General features: G+C 65.6%; 20 protein-coding genes and 1 pseudogene. 13 read left to right on the top strand and 8 right to left on the bottom strand.

The genetic code is table 11. The annotated features are described in order from the left end of the window. Positions 1–162 precede the first annotated feature (162 nt). The 6 genes from GXN78_RS30465 (at position 163) to GXN78_RS30440 (ending at position 4440) form a co-directional block, all read left to right on the top strand. Positions 163–681 carry a hypothetical protein gene (locus tag GXN78_RS30465; RefSeq protein ID WP_146163132.1) on the top strand — a complete coding sequence of 173 codons (519 nt, stop codon included), beginning with the start codon at positions 163–165 and terminating at the stop codon, positions 679–681. A gap of 74 nt (positions 682–755) precedes the next feature. Next, on the top strand, positions 756–1025 hold the full coding sequence (locus tag GXN78_RS30460; RefSeq protein WP_106559235.1) for a hypothetical protein: 270 nt from the start codon (positions 756–758) through the stop codon (positions 1023–1025). A 446-nt stretch (positions 1026–1471) separates the two neighbouring features. Next, positions 1472–1738, top strand: a complete 267-nt coding sequence (locus GXN78_RS30455) for a hypothetical protein (RefSeq protein ID WP_146163133.1) — start codon at positions 1472–1474, stop codon at positions 1736–1738. Positions 1739–2217: 479 nt separating this feature from the next. Beyond that, positions 2218–3033 (top strand): hypothetical protein, encoded by an 816-nt coding sequence (locus GXN78_RS30450; protein ID WP_106559237.1) that lies wholly within the window; start codon positions 2218–2220, stop codon positions 3031–3033. Between the two features lie 426 nt (positions 3034–3459). Next, entirely contained in the window at positions 3460–3708 is a 249-nt protein-coding gene (locus GXN78_RS30445; RefSeq protein WP_106559238.1) for a hypothetical protein, read from the top strand. A gap of 429 nt (positions 3709–4137) precedes the next feature. After that, a complete protein-coding gene (locus GXN78_RS30440; RefSeq protein ID WP_146163135.1) occupies positions 4138–4440 on the top strand; it encodes a hypothetical protein in 303 nt (100 codons plus the stop codon). Between the two features lie 153 nt (positions 4441–4593). Here GXN78_RS30440 and GXN78_RS30435 read toward each other — a convergent pair whose 3' ends face one another. Next, positions 4594–4905, bottom strand: a complete 312-nt coding sequence (locus tag GXN78_RS30435) for a hypothetical protein (protein WP_146163136.1) — start codon at positions 4903–4905, stop codon at positions 4594–4596. Positions 4906–5018: 113 nt separating this feature from the next. Then, positions 5019–5234 carry a hypothetical protein gene (locus tag GXN78_RS30430; RefSeq protein ID WP_106559242.1) on the bottom strand — a complete coding sequence of 72 codons (216 nt, stop codon included), beginning with the start codon at positions 5232–5234 and terminating at the stop codon, positions 5019–5021. 329 nt (positions 5235–5563) lie between these two features. Here GXN78_RS30430 and GXN78_RS30425 point away from each other — a divergent pair, with 329 nt between their 5' ends. The 7 genes and pseudogenes from GXN78_RS30425 to GXN78_RS30395 all read left to right on the top strand — a co-directional run bounded on the left by GXN78_RS30425 (position 5564) and on the right by GXN78_RS30395 (position 12573). Continuing rightward, complete coding sequence (locus GXN78_RS30425) at positions 5564–6739, top strand: AAA family ATPase (protein WP_106559243.1); 1176 nt, start codon at positions 5564–5566, stop codon at positions 6737–6739. Positions 6740–7221: 482 nt separating this feature from the next. Next, positions 7222–8115 (top strand): annotated as a pseudogene (locus GXN78_RS30420) (PDDEXK nuclease domain-containing protein). An 18-nt stretch (positions 8116–8133) separates the two neighbouring features. Continuing rightward, on the top strand, positions 8134–8673 hold the full coding sequence (locus tag GXN78_RS30415; RefSeq protein WP_106559244.1) for a hypothetical protein: 540 nt from the start codon (positions 8134–8136) through the stop codon (positions 8671–8673). A gap of 16 nt (positions 8674–8689) precedes the next feature. After that, a complete protein-coding gene (locus tag GXN78_RS30410) occupies positions 8690–9082 on the top strand; it encodes an alpha amylase C-terminal domain-containing protein (protein ID WP_164255911.1) in 393 nt (130 codons plus the stop codon). A 73-nt stretch (positions 9083–9155) separates the two neighbouring features. Continuing rightward, a complete protein-coding gene (locus GXN78_RS30405) occupies positions 9156–9557 on the top strand; it encodes a hypothetical protein (RefSeq protein WP_106559259.1) in 402 nt (133 codons plus the stop codon). Between the two features lie 669 nt (positions 9558–10226). Further along, on the top strand, positions 10227–11048 hold the full coding sequence (locus GXN78_RS30400; RefSeq protein WP_106559246.1) for an SHOCT domain-containing protein: 822 nt from the start codon (positions 10227–10229) through the stop codon (positions 11046–11048). 889 nt (positions 11049–11937) lie between these two features. Next, on the top strand, positions 11938–12573 hold the full coding sequence (locus tag GXN78_RS30395; RefSeq protein WP_106559247.1) for a YkgJ family cysteine cluster protein: 636 nt from the start codon (positions 11938–11940) through the stop codon (positions 12571–12573). An 85-nt stretch (positions 12574–12658) separates the two neighbouring features. Here GXN78_RS30395 and GXN78_RS30390 read toward each other — a convergent pair whose 3' ends face one another. The 6 genes from GXN78_RS30390 to GXN78_RS30365 form a co-directional block, all read right to left on the bottom strand. After that, positions 12659–13207 (bottom strand): SET domain-containing protein-lysine N-methyltransferase, encoded by a 549-nt coding sequence (locus GXN78_RS30390; protein ID WP_239143025.1) that lies wholly within the window; start codon positions 13205–13207, stop codon positions 12659–12661. A 45-nt stretch (positions 13208–13252) separates the two neighbouring features. Next, positions 13253–13831, bottom strand: coding sequence for an RES family NAD+ phosphorylase (locus tag GXN78_RS30385; RefSeq protein WP_164255909.1), 579 nt, complete (start codon positions 13829–13831; stop codon positions 13253–13255). A gap of 388 nt (positions 13832–14219) precedes the next feature. After that, a complete protein-coding gene (locus GXN78_RS30380) occupies positions 14220–15011 on the bottom strand; it encodes a class I SAM-dependent methyltransferase (RefSeq protein WP_106559260.1) in 792 nt (263 codons plus the stop codon). 143 nt (positions 15012–15154) lie between these two features. After that, positions 15155–15700 (bottom strand): hypothetical protein, encoded by a 546-nt coding sequence (locus tag GXN78_RS30375; RefSeq protein ID WP_106559250.1) that lies wholly within the window; start codon positions 15698–15700, stop codon positions 15155–15157. A 284-nt stretch (positions 15701–15984) separates the two neighbouring features. Beyond that, entirely contained in the window at positions 15985–16224 is a 240-nt protein-coding gene (locus tag GXN78_RS30370) for a hypothetical protein (protein ID WP_106559251.1), read from the bottom strand. Beyond that, positions 16224–16592 carry a PIG-L family deacetylase gene (locus GXN78_RS30365; RefSeq protein WP_106559252.1) on the bottom strand — a complete coding sequence of 123 codons (369 nt, stop codon included), beginning with the start codon at positions 16590–16592 and terminating at the stop codon, positions 16224–16226. The genes GXN78_RS30370 and GXN78_RS30365 overlap by 1 nt, the downstream gene beginning before the upstream one ends. Positions 16593–16920 lie beyond the last annotated feature (328 nt).

Genomic DNA, 16920 nt, shown 5'->3' with positions numbered 1-16920 from the left:
CTCATATCGCCATGAGGCCCGCCAACGCCCGCGCGCGGGCCATGCCGACTTCGTCAGATATGCACGTTTCGCCTGTAGGACGGAGCCCCGGCATGCGAACGCATCGTCGATCGCCACCGTACGATGGGGCCGAGATCGAACGAGGACACGAGGGACTTGAGGATGAGCAAACGCAGGGATGAAATCGAGACAGAGCCGCATCAATTGGAGGACGGTCCATCGGGGCTGGCCCAGGCGGGCGCCAGGACGTTTGCAGGCACGGTAGCCGACTTCTTCCGCAAGAGCGGCGGCACGAGCGCTCAAGAGACGATGGTCGCCAAAGCCCGGCAGATCAGACAGGCCTCGGTGGCCGCCCAGAGCGAGCCGATCACGACGAAGTCGACGCTCTACAGGCACTGGGACGCCATCCGGGCCGATGGCATCACGGCCTCGGAGTTCATCGCGTTCCTGCAGCCTCTCGCTGACCTGGACGGCATCACCGTCTCCTACATCTACAGCGACGAAGATGGCACCGAGCACATCTACAACCACCGCCGCGGTGAGTTCGACATCGAGAATCCGCTTTCCCGAGCCATTCAGGAAAAGAAGCTCTCCAAGGAGAAGGCGCTAACCTTCGCGTTGAACGAGGAGGGCCGGGTCTGGATCGAGAGCAACTTCATGGACCCGAGCGAGCTGAAGTAGTCCTCCGAGATTCGGGCTGGCCAGCTTCGAAGCAACGCTGCAGGGGTGCCGACGTGAAAGGGCTCGTTGTTGCCATGCTCCTGCTGCCCTTGGCCTTCCCGTGTGCGTCAGAGTCCAGCGAGGGGACCCGCAGCGCCACCGCCCGGATCGGTTTCACGGTGGTGGTGCCACCGGTTTTCAAGGTCCTGCAAACGACGCCGGTCGCCGGCGGCCACGAATACCGGGTATGGGCGAACGTGAAGTCCATCGTGCTCAATGGCCAGGAACATCGATTCGCCCGGGTCGGGGAGGCGACCCTGTTCGTCCCCACCGCGAAGGACGCTTTCATCGTTCATGGGCTCTAGGCTCAGCTTGAGCAACGCCAGCCCAACGCAGAGATGTTCCCCAAGACCTCGTCGGCAGTCACAACGCCGCTCCGGCCACGGCGAGGCACGAGCGAATGTCGGAGGAGGCGCAAGGACCGCCACGCTCGGCCGACCCTGCGCGTGTCCTGACGCCGCAGATCGGACAACCATAAATCCCAGGTCTGCCGGAGACCTTCCTGGTCTGGCAGGACCGGACATCCGCTTGCGACGCGCGTCGCAGCTGCGTCGGCGCCTCGTCGAAGCCAAGGATCGCCTGAGGCCGTCGCCCCCGCGCTCGCCGCGCTCTGGCGAGAGACGAGCACGACCGCTCCCGCGTCTTCGTGATTTCCTGCGCGCAGGCGGCCCTCGATGTGGTGCATACCCTCAGCAGAACTGTCATCTTGGCGCACTACATTGCCCGCAGCCCGAAGTCACCCGAAGAAGACATGTCCTCCCAAGCGTGGGTCGAAACCCTCTACATCGCGCCCGGTCACTGCGAGTGCCGGGTCTACGCCATGCCCTATCCCATGGCGCCCAACCAGACCCCCGCGGACGTCGCCATGGCGCACCAGCTGCACGATTGGCGCGAGATCGCGAAGCTGGATCGTGACCACGCGCTCGTCTATATCGAGCCTGGCTACGCCGACTTCACCCCGGACATCGTCGGCCGGCAAGGCGGTTCGCATTTCGAAGTGATCCGGCACGCCGCGTGAGGCGCGCCCCTCGGCCGTTCGTGCGCCAAGGGGCGTGCGCCGGAACCTGAGCACGGGGGGCTGCGACAATCTGCTTCAAGACACCGACAAGCAGAAGCAGCTGGCCATGGACAGAATGAGTCAACTCGCCGACCTCTACGAAGCGTGCAGGCTCTGGCCCATCTGGTGAACAACAAGCTGGTCCACGCCATCCCGAAGGACGCTTTCAAACTCAGTTTCCGGCCAACGACTTTCGCATCAACTCCATGGGGCGCCGGGATCCCAGGCAGGGCGGCATGTCTGTCCGAATCCACTACCGGCCCCGCGTGCCGGCCTCGCTTGCGGAGCGTTTGAAGGGGTGGGATGACTTTCGGAAGGCTGATGCCTTCGGTTCGGACTTCGACGGCGACCTTTCGACCCACGCAAGCGCCCATGCCCAACTGCTGGCCTGCCATCGGTGACCGGAGCGCCAGGCGCCAGCAGCAACCTCCTTTTTTGACATGAGCAGAACACGCACCACCTTCATCGTCCTCCTGACGGCCCTGGTTCTGGCGGCCGCCTGGTTCACTCCGGCGACGACGCGCGCCCGCACGGAGGTTCAAGCGGGATTCGAGCGCGCCTTGACGGTGTTCGCGGCGGCCCGTGCGCTCGGCGCGGTGGTCTCCGTCGCGCAAGGCACACAGGTTGCCTTGCAGCCAGCGGGCGTCGGCGTGAACATGGCGCCCGGCCAGGCGCTGCAACCGCTTGACCAGCTCATCGACCAGTTCGCCAACATCATGCTCGCGGCGAGCGTGTCCTTCGGCATTCAGCGGCTTCTGCTCGAGGTCGGATGTCACTGGACGGTCTCGGCGGCCCTCTCGGTCGCGGTCCTGACCATCGCCCTGCTGCATTGGCGGAACAAGCCTGAGCGCTTGCGCTGGCTCCAACCCGTGCTCGTGGTCCTGCTGGTGGCGCGTTTCGCCGTGCCCATCTCCGCCCTCGGGAGCGAGGCGCTCTACCGCGCATTCATGGCAGAGGAGTACCGCAAGGAGCTGGCTGTGCTCAATGCTTCGCCGGACAAGGTCAGCGGATTGAAAGGCGCCGAGCCCGCGGGCAACGAGAGCGTCCTTCAGCGCTGGAAGTCGAAGCTCCCCGATCTGAAGGGTTCCTACGAGGCGATTCTTGCGGCGGCCTCGGAGTGGCCGCGCACGATGGTCAAGCTCATCGCGCTGTTCACCCTGCAGACGATTGTTCTTCCGCTCGTCTTCCTGTGGCTGGTGGTGCACCTGGGGCAGCTTGCCGTGCGCGCGCCACGACGCACGAGCGAGGGTCGCTGAGGGACCCTGGGCGAGCGTACCCGCCTTGGTCGGCCCGTGGCGCGGGTCGCGTCGGCGCGCCGGTCCAGCTCCGCGGGGCCTCGGCCGCAGCCGTTCATGAAGGCCCGTTTCCATGCCACGCGATGCCCTGGAGGTCCAGGCGATGGCCCCCTCTTGGCATGCCAGATGACCTTCTTTCCGCCAGGCCGCCGGCAAGGGCAGTCCCTCGACCGGCGGTGGCCGAGCTAGAGGTCTCGCCGGTCTCGAGGCTGCGACGGCCCACCTGGCGCTGGACGGGGTTCATCGCGGTGGGTACCCGGCGGCCATGGCGGCCAGCCTGACACACGCTCGCGCGTTCCCGGCCCCTTCGGCCGCCTACATCGCTTTCATCTCTCAACCTACACGCGCGCATTGCCGCGACCCGGGTTGCGACGACAGAATGACCCGATGCCGCACGCCATGGTCGTCCCCTTTCAGCAATGGCAGTTTCACCTCTTCATCGGTGAACGCGACTTCGAAGGTCTGACGCTCGGCAACGCCGAAGTGCACAAAGACGGTGTCGTCTGTTTCACCTTCAGCCTGGCGGGCAAGGCGCCCAAGGCCGCGGTGCAGGATGTCCTGCACGACGAGTGCATCGCTTGGGTGGCGGAGCAGGAGATCCAAGCCGAGGCAACGTCTGAGGAGACCCGACGGTAGATGCTGCGTGAAGTTGGTTCGCGGAGAAAGACGACTGATGCCGTGCTTGTCTGCGTGATTCCCGCGGCAAGGGCTGATCTATCTCGAAGAGAGAACGAATCGATGTGGCGGAGCAGGGCCCTGGAGTGCGCCGGTGCAGATCGCCGAGCCGCACAGCCCGCGGGCCCCAGAAAAGAACTTGAGGAAACTTCGAATCACCGGCCCCGAGAGGGCGACATACAGGCAGGGCGACCCCATCCATGTGCATGACGGCGCCGTCCTGCTTTGCACGCTGGACCCGGTACCCGTCAGCCCTTGCGGGACAGAAATTCACGTCGAGCACTACACGCCGCCGTTGGGTGACCTCGAGGAGAGTCGTCATCTGGGGCGGCTCGTGTTCCTAGAGAGATCTGCGCCTTCGTTGTCGAACGCTTCGGCCAGGTGCAGGCCGTGAGCTTCGCATTTTCACGGCCGGTCGCCCTGCTGGTCGGCGCCTCGCAGCAGGCGGCCGATCGGGCGGAGATCATGCATCGCATCGGGGTTGAAAACGTCCAGGTCGCGCCAAGAGCCGCTGCCAATCCCGCGCAGTTTGTCGTCACCGGCGTCTGGCTCTACAGCGAGCGCAACCTCGCGGCTTTGAACGAGGTGCTCGACGAGCTGCGCGCGCTGTACCGCCATCGACCGATCGGCTCGGACCCCAAGGGCATCGCTGCGGCGCTGGAGCGCCTTGCATCACGGTGGCGTAGGCCATAGCGATGCCAGCCCGGGCCTTCACCAGCACGACGAGCAACGCAGCCGCTCGATGTGTTCCTTCGCCCGGCGGCTGACAGCATCCCGGCGCCGAAGCAGGCGAGCGCTGCCCGTCAGAAGAACTGTGCGAGGCCCATCGCGAGTCCGGGCCAGGCGTCAACGAACTCGAGGGCCCCGCCGGTCGCGGAAACGCGCGCGCAGGAGGGCGGTTGAGCCCCAGATCAGCGCGGTGTTCACCGCTAGGCCCAGGGACACGATGACCGCGGCGCGATCCGCGAATCCTGGTCCGACGTCCAGGAGAAGCAGGGCCAGGGACCATGGGAGTGCGCACAAGATCGCGACGACCAGCAAGACGCCATGCTCGGCCGGACTCAGCGTCGCCGCCACCAGGACGATCGCCAGCGCGGTGAGGGTGCCCGGAGGCCACCAGGCGTGGCGATACCAGAGGGGCCAACGAGGACGGTTCATGGGCAGAAATTGTGGATGTGCGCGGCAGAACCTGCTGCGCAATTTCGCACATTCAAGCCCAAAGCCCGCCTCTGTGGCACGCCGCCCACACACGCGGGGCGAGGCCTCCGGAACTACCTTGGATCGGCGCGCAGGACCTCGACCGGCCCCATGCCCGAATACACCGTCGCTCCGGTCTTCAGCGCGCTGACGGTCCAGCGTTGCCCGGGCGTGATCTCGTACTCCCCAGGATCGAGCGGGAGTTCACGCTCCTCCTGCACGTCCGGTCCGAGCCAGGACGGCACGCGCAACAGAGACGAGGAACGAGCGAAGAGATCGTGAGAGTCCATGCCTTGATGCTACCGGTGCAGGCGCGCGTCGCTGCTGCTCCCTGGATTCAGCCGCGCGGGTGCCGTGCCGTCCGCGCGTGCGGCCTCCGCCATCAAGGATGCTCAGCGGCGGTGCAACGGGATCGCCGTGCGGTAGCAGGGCGCACTTTCTCGTGTCCCCGCGTGCTGTAAACACGTGTCCCGAACCAAAGATTCATGCCTCACCCGGTCGATCGGCAAACCGACAGCGCCCCACCTAGGGCAGCCGAACCCCAGCGGAGAGGCAGGGAGGCGTGCTTAGGCAATTTTATGAAAATAGACTAATTATGCGTTTTGGCTAAAATCACCCAATGGACAAGATCTTCCATCGCACCGCCCTCGCCCAGCAGATGGCGCAGCAGCTACTTCGCCCCGGGGTCTTGGACGAAGGCCTGCGATCAGGCCTGTTCATCTCTGGCGTACGGCGCACTGGAAAGACCACCTTTCTGCAGGCGGACTTGGTACCCGCTCTGCAAGCCGCCGGCGCGCTGGTGATCTACGTGGACCTGTGGTCCAACACGCAAGCGAACCCAGCCGCGTTGGTGCATTCCGCTATCCGCCGCGCGCTCCAGGAACTGCAGACGCCCGCGGGCGCGGTCGCCGAGCGACTCAAAAAGCTGCGCAACGCCGAAATCGCCGTCGCTGGTTTCAAGTTTGGCTTCAAGGTCGAGAGCGTCGGCACCGAAGGCGGCGTGACGCTGGCGGAGGCGTTCACGCAGATGGTCGATCAGGCGCACAGCGATATCGTGTTGATCATCGACGAGGTTCAACACGCAATCACCTCGGAAGAGGGCAACCAGATGCTGCTCGCGCTGAAGGCAGCCCGCGACGCAATCAATCCGAGACCGGGGACGCCGGGCCACTTCATTTTCGTGGGTACCGGCTCGCACCGCGCGCTTGTGAGCGAGTTGACGGCTCGCCGGAACCAGGCCTTCGCGGGAGCCACATCGATTGCCTACCCCGTCCTCGATGCAGACTACGTGGCGCACCTTCTGGAGCGGCTGCGCGTCGAGGGCCTGACCATGCAGCTCAGCCTCGAGGTGGCCACGCAGGCTTTCCGCACTCTCGGCGCGCGGCCTGAGGAGATGCTGCGAGCCTTGCGAGAGCTGAATTCGCTCCTGCCCCCCGGCAGCGACCCCAATGCCTTCCTGCCCGTCATTGCGGGGACGCTGCGCTCCACGGCGGCAGACGTGGAGATCATGAAGGTCGAGCAACTCGGAGCCCTCGCCACGGCCGTATTCGAGCGCGTCGCAGGCGTCGATGGCGATGTCAAAGGCTTGTTCTCCACAGAATCGCTGGCCGGTTACGCACAAGTCCTCGGTCGCGATGTCCGCGCCGACGAGGTTCAAGCGGTGCTCAATGAGCTGATGGTCGCCAACGTCGTGATGCGCCGTGGCCATGGCCTGTACGGATTGACCGATCCCTTCGTCCAGGAGATCTGGCGCGAGCGTCATACGCTGATGCGGCCGCCTGGAGACCGTGGCTGAAGTCCGCGGCCAGCGCCGATGGCCACACCACGACTTGATCAGAGCGCTCCCACACGCAGTCTCTGGGATGTCGACGGAAACAACCTTCGACCTCGGCCACCCCAACATCCGCGAGGCCCAGTCTCCGGCTGACGTCTGCATCCGACGAGTCCTCGGACGCCATGTGGGCGATGCATGAGCCGTACGCGGACCCTGACTTCACGCCGGGCGCTCGCACACGCCCCTGACGCCAGGTCCTGACGGCGGCGGTACAGCGTCGCCTGTCCTCGATCTGCCCTCGTCGATGCCCCATGGGCCGCGCCTCCAACGAAAATGCCCGCCAGACAAAAAGGCCGACAGGCACCGGTCGCAGACTTCAGCAAAAGCGCCCTCCCTCAAGGCGGCAACTGCTCATGTTGAGCGATGGTGTCACGCAGACGGTTCAAGGCCACCCGCGTCCGCGCAAACGCCTGCCTCTGGATGCCATGTTCGTGCAGCAATAGATCTCCGACACCTACACCCAGGGCCGGGTGCGGGCGGTGCAGGCCGTTAACTCCCAGCTCGTCGAGACCTTCTGGCAAGTGGGCCGCCATATCGTCGAATTCGAGCAGGCCGGCCAAGTACGCGCCGAGTACGGCAAAGGCGCTTATCGACACCCTGGCCGCCGACCTCGGATTGCGTCACGGCAAGGGATTCAGCCGCAGCAATCTGATCCGCTTTCGTCAGTTCTACCTGGCCTATTCCGACCTGGCGACGAGAGGTGCGACGCTGTCGCACCAATTGACCTGGTCACATCGTCGAGCTTCTGAAGATCGACGACCCGCTGGAGAGGGGCTTTTACGAACAGCAGGCGCTGCGCGAACGCTGGTCGGTGCGCGAGCTGGTCCGTCAAAAGGACAGTGCGCTGTTCCTGCGTCTGGCCGCCAGCCAGGACCCTGAAGATCCCAGAGCCCCATCAGCTGTCTGAAACCCAGCTCGAAACCCTGCTGTGCGACCACCTGCAGCCCTTTCTGCTGGAGCTGGACAAGGGCTTCACCTTCGTCGGCCGGCAATACCGCGTGACCATCAACGGCACGCACCACCGCGTCGATCTGGTGTTCTATCACCGCATCCTGCGCTGCTTTGTGCTCATCGATCTGAAGCTCGGCGAGGTGCAGCACCACGACATCGGGCAGATGAACCTTTACCTCGGCTACTTCGCCAACGAGGAGAACGTCGAGGGCGACAACCCGCCGGTGGGCATCATCCTGAGCCGCCAGAGGGACGAATTGCTGGTGGAGTACGCCACCTATGGCATGAGCAGCCAGCTCTTTGTTCAGAAGTACCAGTTGTATCTGCCGGACCGGGAGGCGTTGCGGCGGGAACTGGAAGTGACGTTGCGGGAGGCGGGGCAGTAACGGCGGCGACGGTGGTGTGTGCACGGCTGGCGCTTCTGCCAGGACCTGACCTCGACCGTGCGCTACCTTCGTCCCGGCGAGCTGCAGCTCGCGGAATGCTGGGACCTGAACCCCTGGGTCGTGCGCGCCGTCCACGGGGACGGCGCTGGCTTCGACACGACGCTGAACACCACGCTGCGCATCGCCGTGCGGGACGTATTGCGGGCGGCGAGCTTCTCCGGCACCGAGCCGCTGCCGATGCAGCGGCTCGCCGACAGCCTCTGGCCCGCGGGGTTTGGCGAGGCCTGGCGCTTTGTCCAGGGTCCCGAGAACCACGACGTCGTGCTGCGCGATCCGGATGCGTCCAAACGCCGTGAACGGCGCATCCCGACGTTGGCCGATCCGCTCAATCCCCGCTCGTGGTTTGCGCGCTCGCGCAGTCGGGTCGCCATGGGGCTGACGCTGACCTCGCCCGGTATCCCGATGATGTTCATGGGCCAGGAATTTCTCGAGGACAAGCAGTGGTCCGATGACCTGGGGAGCCGCCCCGAGCTGCGCCTGTTCTGGCCCCAGGCTTGAGGCACCGGAGCCGGCGATGCGCGACTTCCTGCGCTGCACCCGCGAGCTGATCCGGTTGCGCTGGCGCCTGCCGGCGATGCGCGCCGACGGCTTTCGCGTGATCGATGCCCACGACGGCAACCGCTTCCTTGCCTTTCACCGTTGGGTGCCTGGGGCGGGAGAGGATGTCGTGGTGGTCGTCAGCCTCGCCGACCAGCCCCGGTATCACTACCGCGTGGGCTTCCCGTCCGGTGGGCGCTGGCTCGAAGCCTTCAACAGCGACGTCTACGACCACTGGGTCAACCCGCAGGTCGTCGGCAATGCCGGCGCCGTCGAGGCGCACCCGGTACCGATGCACGAATTCGACCACTCGGCCGAGCTCACGCTGCCGCCCAACGCCATCCTGGTCTTCTGCCGGAGTTTCGCGTGAGAGGCGACGGCGGCGGCCCAATGCACGCCAGGATGTGCGCTATCCTGCGCAGGCATCATCGATGGGGCAAACGATGTCGAGCGATTGGAAGCGCCGCGCCAGGCTGTTGGTCCAGCGCTTCTGGCAACCGACCAGCGCATGCATGACCTGCATGCCGGGTAGCTGGGGCAATCTCCTGAGCCTTGTCCACTGGACGACTGCACTGCAGACGGGTCTGGCCACTGGAATCTTGGCCGTGCTCTTGACGTTCACGCCGGCGGCCAAGCTCTACACGAACCGCTACGGCAATGCGCTGGTCGTGGGCTTGCTGACCATGGTGGGCGACGCCTACGCGCACACGAATCACTATGACATTCCCTTTGCCGAGGCCATCGCGACGGGTGTGGTTTCGGGTCTGCTGACGCTCGCGGGGTCCTACCTCTTCGAAGACCGCGCCCGACGCATTCGGGCGATATGGACAAGGATGTTCGGATAGCCGACGTCCGCGCCCAGGCCGATCGGAACCACGAGGCCTCTGCAGGACTGACGGCATGGCCGATCTGCTGGAGGCGTATCGGTCCACCGTGGACAAGCACCACGGCCCTTGTTTGAACCACCCTCTTTCCCGTTGCCATGCACACTGTAGCGACGGGACCTTGGCCCAGGGCGCCAAGCGTCGGGCCTTCTTTTCGTCCAGCCTCCGCCACTCCGTCAACGCGCTTGGAGGACGTGATCAACCATGTCACGGGCCGCCGTGCTGATGACGGGCACCGAGCGCGGCAAGCGACCGCCCTGTGCGGCAAAGAGTTCACGAGTCCGGGCATCCTGTTCGACACGACATGTAGTTCGGCCCGCCTCGCCGACGGCGCCTGGCACGAAGCGCGAGGGGGCCGTGCGGAGATGCGAGAGCTCGACCTCCTCGGTCGGCTGGCGCGATGTCCGAGACCGGCCTCCGCGATCAACGCACGCGAGACGCAAAGTACAGGCCGATGCCAAGATCCGCAGCTGAAGGCGCTCGCCGAAACGATACGGCCGGTGACACGGACGGTACCCGGGAACGGCAGCGCGGATGGCCCCAAGCGACAGACACGCGTCGGCGCGAACGGACGCCGACATGCGCGAAAGACTCACCGCAGCCTGTGGACGGGCTCGTAGGCTTTTCGTCATGCAGCACCAGCGCCAAAACGCCACCTCTGCGCTTGGACCCCGGCGCGAACCCGCGGCGCCGGACCGAGAAGGCTGGCGCCGTGTCGTCGAGGCGGGGGCCAGGCACGGCTTCGGACCGGATGCCAGCGCGGTCATGTGGCACGCCGTCGCCGCCGGCTACGGCCGCATGGCCCAGTTCCAGCACCCCGAGTTCGGCGGTCCTGGCCAATGGATGCAAGGCGGCATGGTCATGGTCGGCGACATGTTCGACCACGCACTGAAGGCGCGGGTCAGCTCCCTGTGCACCGAGCTGACCGAGCTGCTGGCGGAGCAGCCGGATGCCATCAAGGACACCCACCCGGCGGCGAGCATCGTCTCGGCGCGTGGTTCGTGGTGGCCGGCCGAGCTTCAAGGGCCCGCCAGCAGCGGCGCCCAGAATGACCTTCGCTATGCGTGGTTCCCTGGCCAGCGGCGCCTGGCCATCGAACGCGCAGGCCGGGTGGAGATCTACGACACCGGCGATCACGTCATCGGGGGCGTCTCCCAGCAGCAGGGCGACCTGCATTCGCTGAGCTTTACCAGTCAGCACGGCACAGTGGCCCTCGCCAGACTGAAGCGGGTGCCGCTGGAAGGCGAAACGCCGCAGGGCATTTCCGGGGATGCGCGCCCGCACGCGCATGCAGAGACTGCCGCAATCTCCTCCTCCACGACGCAGGGGCGCGCCACGGACGCGGCGCAGCTCCTCGACGCCATCGACCGGATGGCCTCTTTACGCGATCGTGGCATCCTGTCCGACCCAGAGTTCCAGGCAAAAAAACGCGAGTTGCTGTCACGGCTTTGACCGAACGCCTCGAGTTCGGTCTGCGTGCAGCCTGTGGGCACCTGATACTCCCAGCATCGCGAGTAGGCTGCAGCAATTCAAGGTTCGCGAACGACGGCTGGCCGCCACGGTTGGCTGATTGTGGGCACGCGCGCACGGAGGAATGTGGCGCCAAGACACGATGCCATTTTTGCAGGCGCAAGCGTCGCCGCGCAGGCATGGCAACGGTCTCCAGCGTTGCCCACATCCTTATCCACCGTCTTATCCACCGCAATGGTGGAGAACTTGCCTTGTGTGAGTGGCGCGCCGGAAGTCTGCTCGAAGCAAGTTTTACACATTTGGTAGTACGTGGCAGCAACACGAATTTGGCGGGTCGTGCCCGGACCAGGACCCCCAGAGTCCGCACTCCCCAACGTCCACCACATTCAAGCTCCGCGCCGCTCGCATCGCCTTTCCCTGAGCGCCACCGGCTCCGCATCGGCCCAGAGGCCGAGTCGCTGCCATCGAGCGCCATACTGCCTCACGCAAGACCGCCGCATGCGTGGCGTCGCCAGCGCGACGCCACGGGCTACGAGCACGAAGCTGGTCGTGCGGCAGCCGGGCCATCAGACTCTGGCGAGCGACCACAGCAAGATCGAGGACGAGCTGGAGTTCTGTCAGGCAAATCCCTCCCGTGCCCTGGCGCCCCTGCGCCTGCGAACGGAAGACAACCGGCGCCGCGTGGAAGCGCAGGCCGCTTCATGCTGCACAGGAGAGCGAGAAGGAACGCCTGCGCGCACGTTTCGAAGACGAGCGCGCGCGCTTGGCGCCGCTCTGGCAATTTGCTGCAGCGCGCGCTCAAGCCGAGTCTGCCCTTCTTGTGGTCCGCCGCGCTCGGCCCATTTGCCGCGGCTGACGGTAAGCTCCCGCCATGATGGCCGAGATTGCCACAACGACCCTGGCTCAACAGCAGCGCGAGCGCCTGCCGCTGGCCATGCAGCGCGCCCAGGCCAAGCTGGCCAACCTCACTGCCGATGCCAGTGCCGGTTCCCTGGTCAGGGCATCCCAGAAGGCAAAGACCGTTGCACAACGGGTGATCTGGCTGCAGCGGGCGGCCTCGGCCTGGGCCAAGCCGATGGAAGCGGTATCGGCATGCCGGACGGGCTGCAGCCACTGCTGCCACATTCCGGTGACGATCTCGCGCGTCGAGGCACAGCTGTTGGGCCGCGCCGGCGGCCGGGTGCCGAGCGCGCCACGGCGCAGCATTCGCGTCACCGACGAGAGCTCGATGGAGGCCCTGGCCGCCATGGAACGTCAGCTGCAGGCGGGTCCGCTCGCGCCTTGTCCGTTCCTGCGGGCAGGGCGCTGCTCAGTCTACGAGCTGCGACCGATGGCATGCCGCACCCTGCTGAACCTGGATGACGACGACCTGCTGTGCCGGCATGCGGAAGGAGCGTCGGCCGATGTGCCCTATGCCGATGCCACGAAGCTCAAGGCCTTCGCATTGATGGCACAGCCCGCGACAGAGTACGCGGACATCCGAGAGTTCTTCCCCGGCCAGGTCTAGACAAACAGTGGAGCGTGTTCGTGCATCCAGAAGGGCCGCAATGCTGGAATCGCGCGCCCTTCCGCCTGGAGGCTAAGAACGCCAGTCAGGCCGATGCCGCCATCGTTCCCCGGCATTCGACAGATGAGCAGGCGCAGGGGTAGGCCTCCGGTGCATGGGTCGGGTCGATGGTCAAGGCGTAGTCGAGGCACAGTTCTTCGTCGGCTCGCACGTCGCACAAGGTGATGATGTCCAACCGCAGCGTCCCGTCGAGCGCCCATGCCTCCACGGCTTCGCAATTCGGGCTGCAGCTGTGGTTGAGATGACGCAATGCGTTGCCGCCCTGGGCACCGTCGATGACGGTGCCATCTGACAACCCGAACAGGTACGTCAGATGGCTTTCCCAGTCCGTCGCCTCGACTTCGCCGGGTGACATGCGCCGTCCGTCATACGCGCCCAGCCTGGTATTCGCCTGCAGCGGCAGCGCTGCAAAGAGCCCGACGCCATGGATCTCGCTGGTTCGAACGTGGAAGAGGGGAGTGAGGCACGACATGGAGGTCGAAGTGGAAATTGACAACAACTCCGTCCGATTATCAAGCGGTAGGGAAGAATGCCATCGGCAGCAAAGAAGGGGTTGAGGAAGGGCGATCAGCAAGTCCAGGCGTTGGGCCGCCGCAGCCCGAGAGCGGTACCGGCCTCGTCAGATGGATGGGTAGGCCCCGGCGCCCATCTCATCCAGCAGTTCAATGACAAGATCCTCGTGCGCCTGCAGCGGCCGTGAACTGCCATCGTCGACGACGTCCGACGGGCTCATCCGATCGCCGAAGAGCATGATCACCTCGCACTGGTTGTCCCGCTTGGACATCCATCGCATCCCTTGGGCGTCCGGCATGTTTTGCCAGATCCATAGCGCCCATTCCCGGGTCCTGGGGTAGTCGTCCTTCTCGCCTTCGAGGAGGTCGACCGGCTTCAGGCCGACGGCCTGAAGACCCATGGTCGTGATGTTGACCAGCCGGACCGCCGGCGCACGAATGCGGCTCAGGTGAAGGTTGGCGCGGTAGTCGCGCTCAAGGTCGTGCAGGTAACCAGCCGACAGAGTGGGGACGTCGTGCAGGACGATCTCCGCAATGGCGCCGCGCTCATTCTTTGCCGCACAGATCGTCGGAATCGGCTTTTTCGAGACGGGATTGAAAAGGGGGCTGAATCGAGCGTTGCCGAGCCCCGATGCGTTGAAGGCGGCCGGCGCGTATTTCCCCGTGATTGCGTCGTACGGATGCACGCGATACCAGACTCCAGCCTTGTGCGGCAGGGTGCGGAACGACTTTGGCGGCGGAGGCAGGAGCGGTGCTGGACTAGCCATGCACCGCACCCACCTTGTGGTCTTGCGCAGCGGCCAGGACGGCCTCCGGGGCACTCGCAATCAACGCGCGCGGACGCTTTCCGCCCAGGAACGAATTGCTGGACTCGAACCATGCCGCAACCCCGAAGGGCGAATAGTCGTCCAGGGCCGAAGGCTCGGCTCAGGGGACGCGTGCTCAGCACCCAAAGCGGCAGGGAACGGGACGCCTTTCGGGCTGGGGTTCGGTGAGTTGAATTTCGAAAGGAACCGAATCCTGGAATGCCGCTCGGTCGGCGACGCGAGCGCCCGTCGTCGGCTTGCCAGCGCTTCAAGCCCATCGTTTGAAGGCGCGCACATGCAGCGACAGCGGTGCGACTCGGGTCTCGTCCAGGACCGTCCCGGAGGTCCCGGCGCCGGCGCCCACGGTCGGCTCGCCCAGTTCCTCGACGACCAGCCCCGCCATGCCGACGATCGTGAACCATCCGCTCAGCGTCCGATGAAAGATGGGCGTGCAGAACGGCTCGACGGTCTTGCGGTCCTCGGTCTTCAGCGCCGAGAACCACCAGCGGTCCACCCGCCCGTCGGTCGAATCGAAGTACCCGCCGACCTCGATGGCGCGCGCCTCGCCGTTGCTGTTTCGAAGGACTCGCCGATGCGGTGGTGCGAAGCACGGATGAAGGATGGAAAACTGCAGGAAGCCGCCGGGCCGAAGGACCCGACTGACCTCGCGCAGCGCACGCGCCGGGTCTGGCATGTCCATCAGCGACATGAAGGCCGTGGCAAAGTCGAACGAACTGGGCCCGAAGGGGAGTGCCATGGCATCCGCGACCTGGTAGTCGAGGCCGAGCGGTTGCGTCTTCTCGACCTCCGCGGCGTGCCGGATGAAGGTGGGTGCGACGTCAATGGCGACCACCCTTGCGCCCAATCTCGCGAGTTGGCGGGTGTTGGCGCCTTCGCCGCAGCCCACATCCAAGCCGCGCAGCCCGCGCACCGGGGGCAGCATTGCGAAGAACGCCGGGCTGTTCAGTTGGTCTCGGAATACGTCGAGGCCTTGGCGTACCTGACAGGTCCAGCCTTCTGCATTGGCTTCCCAGTGCTTGGCAACCTCGCGAGCGTCCACGCGCACCTCTCTCATTCTTCTTGGCAACTCGCGCCGCCAGCCGACGCGCACCAGGTACCGGCAGTTTGGTGGCACGCGTTTGCAGAGGTCATCCCCCGTGGAGAGGAGATGCGGGTCACCCCGCCGTTGCCCTCCTTGCCAGGCTACGGACCGATGGCCAAGGCGTAGATCCCCGCCAGCCCGAGGAGCATGCTCGCGCTGAGGAACCCACATGCCGTCGAGGTTCGTGAGGCCGGCTTGAACACCAGCATCCCGACGCAGCCCAGGAAGAGGAACGGCAGCGGGACGATGACCGGAAGCGAAAACACCAGCGCGTCCGCGAAGGCATTCCATGTCGCCATGCCTTCGGGCATGGTCCAGCGAGCGCCCATCAGCGGCAGCGCGGCGATCGCCATGCACAAAAAGAGGCTCGGAAAGAGCCAGTCCCCGGGTGCCTGCCTCATGCTCTTTGTCGTCAGCGGCACGGGCCAGGCCACTTCATCCAGCTCGTGCGCCGCTTCCGCCTGGCTGGCCGCAGCGCTCTGGCGGTGCCTGCGGCCGCGCAGAAGCGGGCTTGCAAGCACGTGGAACCCGAGGACCAGGAGCGCGAACCAGGCGGGCGGGCGCCGTGCGCTGCGGTGCGGCGGGTCCGCGCGCCCGACGCGCTGGAAGGGCTTTTCCGCAATAGCTGGGGAGGGATGCGAGGTCATGCCGTGCACTGTACGAAGCGCAGGCTCGCCTGCCATCGTCAGGGCAAGGGAGTATCGAATCTCGCTACCTGCTGTCGCATGGCATGCACCCACTTGGCGCGGTGCGGCCAGAACCCCGAGGCAGGCCGTTCAATGAGCGCCACTGCCGGATACCGCGACCGGCCGACTGCGGCCCGTCCGCGTTGACAGGGCACGGGCACCGAAGCGAGACATCGCACAGGTCACGCCTGCTGACACCCCTGCGTTCGAGCGCTGCTGACCTGGAGGCCGCGCTTCGCCCGGCTTCACAACCGAAGCCGACCAAGCTGGAACAGTTCCGCACACCCATGAACGCCGGCGTAGGTCCATGCATCCCTTTGCGAGACCGCCAGCATCGCCTGGGCCCAGGCCGCATCGCCGTACGTCGTGCGCTGGCTGGCGGACGCGTTGATGGCGCGCAGCTTCGCATCCATGTTCGACTTCGACAGGAGGCTGACGACGTAGGGAATGTCGGGCCGTCCGCTGGGATACGTGGGCTTGAACATCAGAAAGTTGGACACCTTTCGCGCGGCGGCGACCGCGATCCTGTAGCTCGTCGCGTGGTCCTGGTGCGTGTCGGCATGGAAGTGGGTGGTGACGGTGTCCTCACCAGCAGCTTCTCCAACTCGCCCTGAAGATGGTTGAACCCGTCGTGAAGCGACGTGTCCTTTCCGCCCAGCGCATGGATCTGGTTGACACCCAGGTGCATCCCGGCGATTTCGCTTTCTTCATGGCGCACTGGAGAGTCGTGGCAGGCCAGGATCGCCACCGCGGCATCGCGCTCCTCGCTTCGCCATTTGTGGACGGAGCCACCGGCATTGAGCTCGACGTCGTCCGCATGGGCTCCAACCAGAAGAATCCGCTTTCCCAGCATCGCTCGATCGCGCCTTCCGATGGCTCAGCCGCCGTCGGCCAACACCGCACGAAGCGTCCTGGCCAGGATGACCCCATCCACCGCCAGGGGACCACCATCGGCGGGTCGGCCTTTGCCTCGGAAACTCCCGCGCGCTGGCCTTCGAGGCCCGGCTTGCCAGGGTCAGCCACGTGGATGGCTTGCTGCATGCCGACATCGACCTCGAGGCGCTGCGTGCCTGGCGCTTGACGCTTCTCGGCATCTCCAACAAGCTGCGCACGAAGGCGCAGCGTGCGGCTGCGATGCCACGCTTCATCGCGGAGGTCCTGCCACACGTCGCGACCGGCGG

This window comes from Variovorax sp. WS11 (genome assembly GCF_010499245.1).
GTDB lineage: Bacteria > Pseudomonadota > Gammaproteobacteria > Burkholderiales > Burkholderiaceae_C > Variovorax.
This window is presented reverse-complemented; position numbering and strand designations above follow the sequence as displayed.

What these genes read in the sequence shown, in the direction of transcription:
- GXN78_RS30465 (WP_146163132.1), top strand. Translation starts at nt 163, where the DNA reads ATGAGCAAACGCAGGGATGAAATCGAGACAGAGCCGCATCAATTGGAG.
- GXN78_RS30460 (WP_106559235.1), top strand. Translation starts at nt 756, where the DNA reads ATGCTCCTGCTGCCCTTGGCCTTCCCGTGTGCGTCAGAGTCCAGCGAG.
- GXN78_RS30455 (WP_146163133.1), top strand. Translation starts at nt 1,472, where the DNA reads ATGTCCTCCCAAGCGTGGGTCGAAACCCTCTACATCGCGCCCGGTCAC.
- GXN78_RS30450 (WP_106559237.1), top strand. Translation starts at nt 2,218, where the DNA reads ATGAGCAGAACACGCACCACCTTCATCGTCCTCCTGACGGCCCTGGTT.
- GXN78_RS30445 (WP_106559238.1), top strand. Translation starts at nt 3,460, where the DNA reads ATGCCGCACGCCATGGTCGTCCCCTTTCAGCAATGGCAGTTTCACCTC.
- GXN78_RS30435 (WP_146163136.1), bottom strand. Translation starts at nt 4,905, where the DNA reads ATGAACCGTCCTCGTTGGCCCCTCTGGTATCGCCACGCCTGGTGGCCT.
- GXN78_RS30430 (WP_106559242.1), bottom strand. Translation starts at nt 5,234, where the DNA reads ATGGACTCTCACGATCTCTTCGCTCGTTCCTCGTCTCTGTTGCGCGTG.
- GXN78_RS30425 (WP_106559243.1), top strand. Translation starts at nt 5,564, where the DNA reads ATGGACAAGATCTTCCATCGCACCGCCCTCGCCCAGCAGATGGCGCAG.
- GXN78_RS30410 (WP_164255911.1), top strand. Translation starts at nt 8,690, where the DNA reads ATGCGCGACTTCCTGCGCTGCACCCGCGAGCTGATCCGGTTGCGCTGG.
- GXN78_RS30405 (WP_106559259.1), top strand. Translation starts at nt 9,156, where the DNA reads ATGTCGAGCGATTGGAAGCGCCGCGCCAGGCTGTTGGTCCAGCGCTTC.
- GXN78_RS30400 (WP_106559246.1), top strand. Translation starts at nt 10,227, where the DNA reads ATGCAGCACCAGCGCCAAAACGCCACCTCTGCGCTTGGACCCCGGCGC.
- GXN78_RS30395 (WP_106559247.1), top strand. Translation starts at nt 11,938, where the DNA reads ATGATGGCCGAGATTGCCACAACGACCCTGGCTCAACAGCAGCGCGAG.
- GXN78_RS30375 (WP_106559250.1), bottom strand. Translation starts at nt 15,700, where the DNA reads ATGACCTCGCATCCCTCCCCAGCTATTGCGGAAAAGCCCTTCCAGCGC.
- GXN78_RS30370 (WP_106559251.1), bottom strand. Translation starts at nt 16,224, where the DNA reads ATGTTCAAGCCCACGTATCCCAGCGGACGGCCCGACATTCCCTACGTC.
- GXN78_RS30365 (WP_106559252.1), bottom strand. Translation starts at nt 16,592, where the DNA reads ATGCTGGGAAAGCGGATTCTTCTGGTTGGAGCCCATGCGGACGACGTC.